7 protein-coding genes are annotated in these 5,964 nt (G+C 67.5%); all 7 read left to right on the top strand.

Features of this window, described 5'->3' with window-relative positions; genetic code table 11:
• Positions 1–223: 223 nt before the first annotated feature.
• From DA1_RS15755 to DA1_RS15725, 7 genes are read left to right on the top strand one after another with little or no spacing between them, the layout of a single operon-like run.
• Positions 224–802 carry a YcjF family protein gene (locus tag DA1_RS15755; protein ID WP_016445288.1) on the top strand — a complete coding sequence of 193 codons (579 nt, stop codon included), beginning with the start codon at positions 224–226 and terminating at the stop codon, positions 800–802.
• A 29-nt stretch (positions 803–831) separates the two neighbouring features.
• Entirely contained in the window at positions 832–1,605 is a 774-nt protein-coding gene (locus tag DA1_RS15750) for a thioesterase II family protein (protein WP_034391925.1), read from the top strand.
• On the top strand, positions 1,602–2,168 hold the full coding sequence (locus tag DA1_RS15745; RefSeq protein ID WP_034391927.1) for a hypothetical protein: 567 nt from the start codon (positions 1,602–1,604) through the stop codon (positions 2,166–2,168). Before DA1_RS15750 ends, DA1_RS15745 begins: the two co-directional genes overlap by 4 nt.
• Positions 2,169–2,178: 10 nt before the next feature.
• Entirely contained in the window at positions 2,179–2,361 is a 183-nt protein-coding gene (locus tag DA1_RS15740; protein ID WP_016445291.1) for a hypothetical protein, read from the top strand.
• A 3-nt stretch (positions 2,362–2,364) separates the two neighbouring features.
• Positions 2,365–4,026 (top strand): cyclic peptide export ABC transporter, encoded by a 1,662-nt coding sequence (locus tag DA1_RS15735; RefSeq protein ID WP_034391929.1) that lies wholly within the window; start codon positions 2,365–2,367, stop codon positions 4,024–4,026.
• Positions 4,023–5,180, top strand: a complete 1,158-nt coding sequence (locus DA1_RS15730) for a prohibitin family protein (protein WP_034391931.1) — start codon at positions 4,023–4,025, stop codon at positions 5,178–5,180. The genes DA1_RS15735 and DA1_RS15730 overlap by 4 nt, the downstream gene beginning before the upstream one ends.
• Positions 5,177–5,926, top strand: a complete 750-nt coding sequence (locus DA1_RS15725; protein WP_034391933.1) for a 4'-phosphopantetheinyl transferase family protein — start codon at positions 5,177–5,179, stop codon at positions 5,924–5,926. The genes DA1_RS15730 and DA1_RS15725 overlap by 4 nt, the downstream gene beginning before the upstream one ends.
• Positions 5,927–5,964: the final 38 nt, after the last annotated feature.

Raw genomic sequence — 5,964 nt, 5'->3', positions numbered from 1 at the left:
GGCCCCGAATGCACCCCGTTCGCAGTCCCCTGACCCCCTCCTGCGCCCGCGGCCAGGGCGCGGCGCGCAGGGTTGACTGTTACCTGTGTTTCACGAATGATTCCGGTGTCGGTGACACTTTGGAACATTTGTGTTCCGCCGTGGCACTGGGCGAACTCCGCTTCCTGTGCCGCCTTCCCGGCGCCGTGCGCCGGGCCACTTGTTCCCCAACTGGAGATTTCCCATGAGCGTGGAAAAAGCCGAAAGTACCGTGAGCCCTGCCACCGACACGGCCATTGCCGATGCTGCCGTGGCCTCTGCTGAAACAGCCGATGCGCCCCTGACCCCGCAGGAGCGGCAAAACGAGGCCCTGCACACCATCAAGAACCACGTGATCACGGCCATGGGCATCGGCATCCTGCCGGTTCCGGGCCTGGACCTGATCGCCCTCACCGGCGTGCAGCTGAGCCTGCTGCGCAAGGTGGGCCGCCTGTACGGCCATTCGCTGTCGGACGAGACCGGCAAGAAGCTGCTGGGCGCGTTGCTGGGGGGCTACCTGCCGCTGGTGGTGACGGCACCGCTGGCCAGCCTGCTGAAGTTCATCCCGGGCGTGGGCATCGCCGCCGGCGTGCTGGCCCAGTCCACTTTGGCGGGCGCGACCACCTACGCGGTCGGCAAGCTGTTCATGCAGCATTTCGAGACGGGCGGCACCTTCCTGGATGTCAAGGTCTCGGACATGAGCAGCAAGCTCAAGCAACAGGTGGAAGAGGGCAAGGCCTTCGTCCAGAAGAACGTCGGCGGCGGCAAGGCCGGCGCGTCCTGAGCAGGCACGGCCCGGTTGCGATGACATCGATGCAGCCCTCCCGCTGCCCCTGGCTGGCCTTCGGTGCAGGTGCGGCGGATGCAGGCGTGCGCCTGCTGTGCCTGCCCTTCGCCGGTGGCGGTGCCTCGGCCTATCTGGGCTGGCGCCGCCATCTGCCAGGCGTGGCCGTGGCGCCGCTGCAGTACCCGGGCCACGAAACGCGGCTGTCGGAAAGGCCGCTGGTCAGCCTGGACGCCATGCTAGCCGGCCTTGCCGATGCCGTGGCGCCCTGGCTGGACCGTCCTTACGCGCTCTTTGGCTGCAGCCTGGGCGCGCGCCTTGCGTTTGCCCTGGTCCGGCAACTTGCCGAACGCGGCCTGCCGCCACCGTGCGGGCTGCTGGTGGCCGCCAGCGCGCCCCCCGGTCGCCCGGCCGTGGCCGATACGGCTGGCCTGGATGATGGCGCCTTCCAGCGGCTGGTCCGCTCCTATGGCGGCATCCCGCCCGAGCTGGATGCCGACCCCGGTTTCTGGACCATGGCGCTGCCCGTGCTGCGGGCCGACTTCGCACTGGCGGCCCAGCCGCTGCCGGGGCCGGGGCATCCCCTGGATTGCCCCGTGGTGGCCTATGCGGGACGGGCCGATGCGCTCGCCACGCCCCTGGCGATGGCCGGATGGTCCGCCATGACCACGGGTGGCTCGCGGCTGCATTGCTTCGATGGCGGGCATTTCTTCCTCCAGTCGGCTCCCGACTTCCTGGACACTCTGTCCGCCGACATCGACCGCCTGCGCCTGGGCGCAGCGGCCTGCCTGGTGCCTGCATGAACGATTTCCCGATGATGACGAGCGGCGCCCTGCGTGCCGCGCTGCTGTGGACGCTGATGGCGTGCGGCCTGGCCGCCACCGCGACGGGCGCCAGGGCCCAGGACGTGGGGCACCGGCTGGGCAGCAACAACCATGTGATCGAAGAGCCGCTGCAGGAACTGGTCAAGAGGCGCCGGCCCAAGGGGCAGATCTATGTATCCATTCCCCAGGCCCTGGTGATCCTGGCCAACGACGGCATGAACCGCCGCTCCGTGTGCTCGCCCCAGATCCAGGTGAACAACTCCTCCAACCAGACCATGGAGGAACTGGTGGCCGGCATCCGCTACCGCAAGCAGGGCAACGACAAGTCGGCCGGCAGCACGATCGCCCGCTTCTATGTCCTCAAGGTCGGCAAGCAGGACCTGACCCATCTGTCCAATGCCATCGATGTGGGCAGCTGCGACAACCTGACCGGAGAGCTCGAAGTCATCGAGTGCACGTACTCCAACGGCGCCGACTGCTCCGCCGACGTGCGTGCGCTGGCCTACGGCGCCATTCCCCTGAAGATCATCGACAAAAAATAGGAGCCCGGGCATGTCGAACGCCTTTCTCATCTATCTGATTTTGTGCCTGATCGTTTCCTTCATCGGCCGGCGCACCCGCCTGGGCTGGATGCGTACCCTGGTCGTGGCTTTCATGCTGACGCCGCTGGTGGCATTCATCTACCTTCTGCTGTTCGCCTCGCTGCAGGCCGAAGACCGCCTGGGTGGCCGCTGACGCATGCGCCTGACGGAACTCCTGATCCGCGATGCGCGGACCCCGCTGCAGCGCCTGGGCTTTGTCGCTTTCCTCGCCGGTGCCTCCAGCACGGTGATCCTGGCCGTGGTCAACTCGGTGGCGACGGACAGCCAGCTGCGTTCGGGCGGCAACGCCCAGTACGTGGCGCTGTACGGATTGGCGCTGCTGGTCTACATCTTCAGCCAGCGCTATGTTCTCAACACCACCACCGACGAGGTCGAGCGCATCGTTGACGAATGGCGCCGCCGCCTGATCCGCAAGCTGGCCGCCAGCCGCCTGGTGGGGGTGGAGAAGATCGGCCATGGGGCCATCTTCACGGCCATCAATGCCGATACGCAGACCGTCTCGCACACTGCCGGCAGCCTGATCCTGGGCGTGCAGGCCGTGATGATGATCCTGTGCACGGCGGTCTACATCGCCACGCTGTCCCTGCCTGCGCTCGGGCTGGTGGTGGTGGTCCTGCTGCTGGCCGCGCGCGTGTATGCCCGCCGTGGCCAGCGTGCCAGTCAGGATCTGCGCCGCGCGCATGAGGAAATCGGCGCCCTGCACGAGATGGTCGAGGCGCTGCTGGGCGGCTTCAAGGAAATCAAGCTGTCCAGCCGCCGCGCCGCGGAACTGCTGGACGATGCGGTGCGCGTGTCCTCGCGCACGGCCCACTACCGTTCGCTGGCGCAGCGCACGCTGGGCATGAATTTCGTGTTCTCCCAGGCGGCGATCTTCGTGCTGCTGGGCTCGCTGGTCTTCATCCTGCCGGTGTTGAGCACGACCTTCGCGGCCATCACGGTCAAGGTGCTGACCGCCGTGCTGTTTCTTGTCGGGCCGGTGTCGGGTGTGATCTCCGCCGCGCCGCAGATCACCGTGGCCAATGCGGCTGCGGAGAACCTGCTGGCTGTCGAGAAACTGCTGGATGACAACGTGGAGCCTCCGGGCACCAGCACTGGCAACCCCACGAGCACGGGCACCGATTCCGGCGCGCCCGCCAGCTTCGACACCATCGAGTTGCGCCATGCCGTCTTCACGCGAGGCGAGGGCAGCGACCGTTTCACGGTGGGGCCTGTCGACCTGAGCATCCACCGGGGCGAGACGTTGTTCATCACGGGCGGCAACGGTTCGGGCAAGACTACGCTGGTCAAGATGCTGACGGGGCTGTATCCGCTGGACTCCGGCTCCCTCGTCCTGGACGGGCAGCCCGTGGATGCCCAGGGCCTGCAAGCCTACCGCGACCTGTTCGGCGCCATCTTCTCGGACTTCCACCTGTTTCGCACGCTGTACGGCCTGGATCCTGTCGATAGCGCACATGCCGATGCGCTGATCGACGAGATGGAGATCGAGAGCAAGGTGCACATAGAGGGCGGCCGGCGCTTCTCGACCGTGGGCCTGTCCACCGGACAGCGCAAGCGCCTGGCCCTGGTGGCGGCCCAGCTGGAAGGCCGGCCCGTGCTGGTGCTTGACGAATGGGCGGCAGACCAGGACCCGCATTTCCGCGCCAAGTTCTACGAGGTCCTGCTGCCGCGCCTGCAGCACAAGGGGGTGACCGTCATCGCCATCACCCATGACGACCGCTATTTCCACCACGCGGACCGCCGCGTACACATAGAGGACGGGCGCATCGCCTCCGTCTCTAACCGAGGGAGTGCATCATGAACGCCACCACCGCAAGCCGGGATGGCGGCATGGCCGCGATGGGCCGCAGGCTGTGGGCACGGCTGCGTTTTTTCGGGGACGATCTGCTGATCGCCGCCGTGGTCCTGCTGGTCCTGCTGGTCTTTCTGCTGCCTTCCATGGTCGTCACCATTCCGGCGGGCCACCTCGGGGTTCACTGGAAGCGCTTTGGCGGCGGCACGGACATCGATTCGGTGCGCTCCGAGGGCACGACCCTGATTCCGCCCTGGGACATCCTCTACATCTACGACGCCCGCCTGCAGAGCGTGGACCGCGAGTACGAGGTGCTGGCCTCCGACGGACTGAAGCTGCAGGTCACACTGGCCTGGCGATTCCGCCTGGTGCCCGAGTTCCTGGGGGAGTTGCACCGCTATATCGGCAGCGACTACACCGAGACCCTGGTGGGCCAGTCCATCGGTGCGCGTGCGCGCGATGTGATCGCCATCTACCGCCCTGAGGATATCTACACCAGTCACCGTCTGGAGATCCAGAACCAGATCTCGGAGTCGGTGCGCTACGACATCCGCCACCGCTTCAACACCGAACTGCGTTCTGGCCAGGAGTGGGTGCTGATCGAGGACGTGCTGATCAAGCGCATCGTGCTGCCGGACGGCGTGGAAGATGCCATCGTGCGCAAGAACGTCACCCGCCACGAAGTCGAGCAATACGCGCTGATGGTGGAAAAGGAAGGGCAGGAGAGCGAGCGCAAGCGGGTTGAGGCACTGGGCATCCGCAACTTCCAGGAAATCATCAGTGGCGGCATGAACGATGCCTATCTGCGCTGGCGCGGCATCGAGGCAACCCTGGAGCTGGCGCGCTCCGAGAATGCCAAGGTGGTCATCATGGGCAACGACAAGACGGGCGGGCTGCCGCTGATCTCCATCGGTGGCGAGGGCCTCAAACCCGAGGGCAAGACGGCCGGCAAGCCGGTCGCCGGCACCAGCAGGGGCGATGCCTCCACGCCTGCAGATGCCGTTGCCGGACCGCTGGTGCGCGACGCCAGGCCGGCCTCGTCCGCCATGCCACGGCCGACGGTTCCCGACACGCATCGGCGCGAGACGGCCAGGCCGGAAGCCATCCCGGCGCCTGCTGCGGCTCCGTCCACGCAACGCGATGGTATCGCGGCCGCCAGGTGACACTGCAGCGGCTGCGCGTGCCGGCCCATGCGCCGCTGGATTTTGAGCTGCCACCCCTGGCGCCGGACTCTGCCGTCTGCCTGGGGCTGACACTGGACTGGACACTCGAGCGCGTCTTTCGCCCGGCCCTGGCGGCGCATACCGCCACCTGCGAACATGCGCGCGCTGCGCGTTTTGTGCAGGGGCGCGATGCGCTGCGTCACCTCGCGGGGCGCAGCCTGCTGCGGCGTCTGGCCAGCGCCTATGGCGGCATGCCGGCGCTGGCGCCGCTGGCACTCAACTCCTTTGGTCGGCCCGATTTCGCGGCCTTCGGGCTGGGTTGCAACCTGAGCCACAGCGGCAACCAGGTCTGGGCCGTGGCCACGCGCTGCACCACGGCAGGCATCGACGTCGAATCCGCCCAGGCGCCCCCTGACTTCCTGGGTATTGCGGCCTGTTTCCACCCCACGGAGAAGCGGGCCATCGAGGCCCTTGCCGAAGAGGCGTCCGGTGCGGCCATGCGCTGCTGGGCGCGCAAGGAGGCAGTGTCCAAGGCCGTGGGCCAGGGGCTGTCGCTGCCGCTGGATGCCTACGCCGTGGACTGCGGGCCTGCCGCCTCCGGTTGGCTGTGCCATGCTCCGGCCGGCATGGCGCCACAGGACTGGACCACGCTGGATCTGCCTGTGCCGGCCGGCTATGTGGGCGCGCTGGCCGTGGGGGCGCCGGGAGTCCAGGTGCAAGTGCTGCTGCTGGAGATGGTGGCCTGAGCGGAGCTGATTCCGGCGCGCCGTGCATACCATGCGTG

It is taken from the genome of Delftia acidovorans NBRC 14950 (assembly GCF_001598795.1).
Classification (GTDB): Bacteria; Pseudomonadota; Gammaproteobacteria; order Burkholderiales; family Burkholderiaceae_C; genus Comamonas; species Comamonas acidovorans.
This window is presented reverse-complemented; position numbering and strand designations above follow the sequence as displayed.

Excerpts from the sequence above, each read along its gene's own strand:
- DA1_RS15755 (WP_016445288.1), top strand. The coding sequence starts at position 224 with ATGAGCGTGGAAAAAGCCGAAAGTACCGTGAGCCCTGCCACCGACACG.
- DA1_RS15750 (WP_034391925.1), top strand. The coding sequence starts at position 832 with ATGCAGCCCTCCCGCTGCCCCTGGCTGGCCTTCGGTGCAGGTGCGGCG.
- DA1_RS15745 (WP_034391927.1), top strand. The coding sequence starts at position 1,602 with ATGAACGATTTCCCGATGATGACGAGCGGCGCCCTGCGTGCCGCGCTG.
- DA1_RS15740 (WP_016445291.1), top strand. The coding sequence starts at position 2,179 with ATGTCGAACGCCTTTCTCATCTATCTGATTTTGTGCCTGATCGTTTCC.
- DA1_RS15735 (WP_034391929.1), top strand. The coding sequence starts at position 2,365 with ATGCGCCTGACGGAACTCCTGATCCGCGATGCGCGGACCCCGCTGCAG.
- DA1_RS15730 (WP_034391931.1), top strand. The coding sequence starts at position 4,023 with ATGAACGCCACCACCGCAAGCCGGGATGGCGGCATGGCCGCGATGGGC.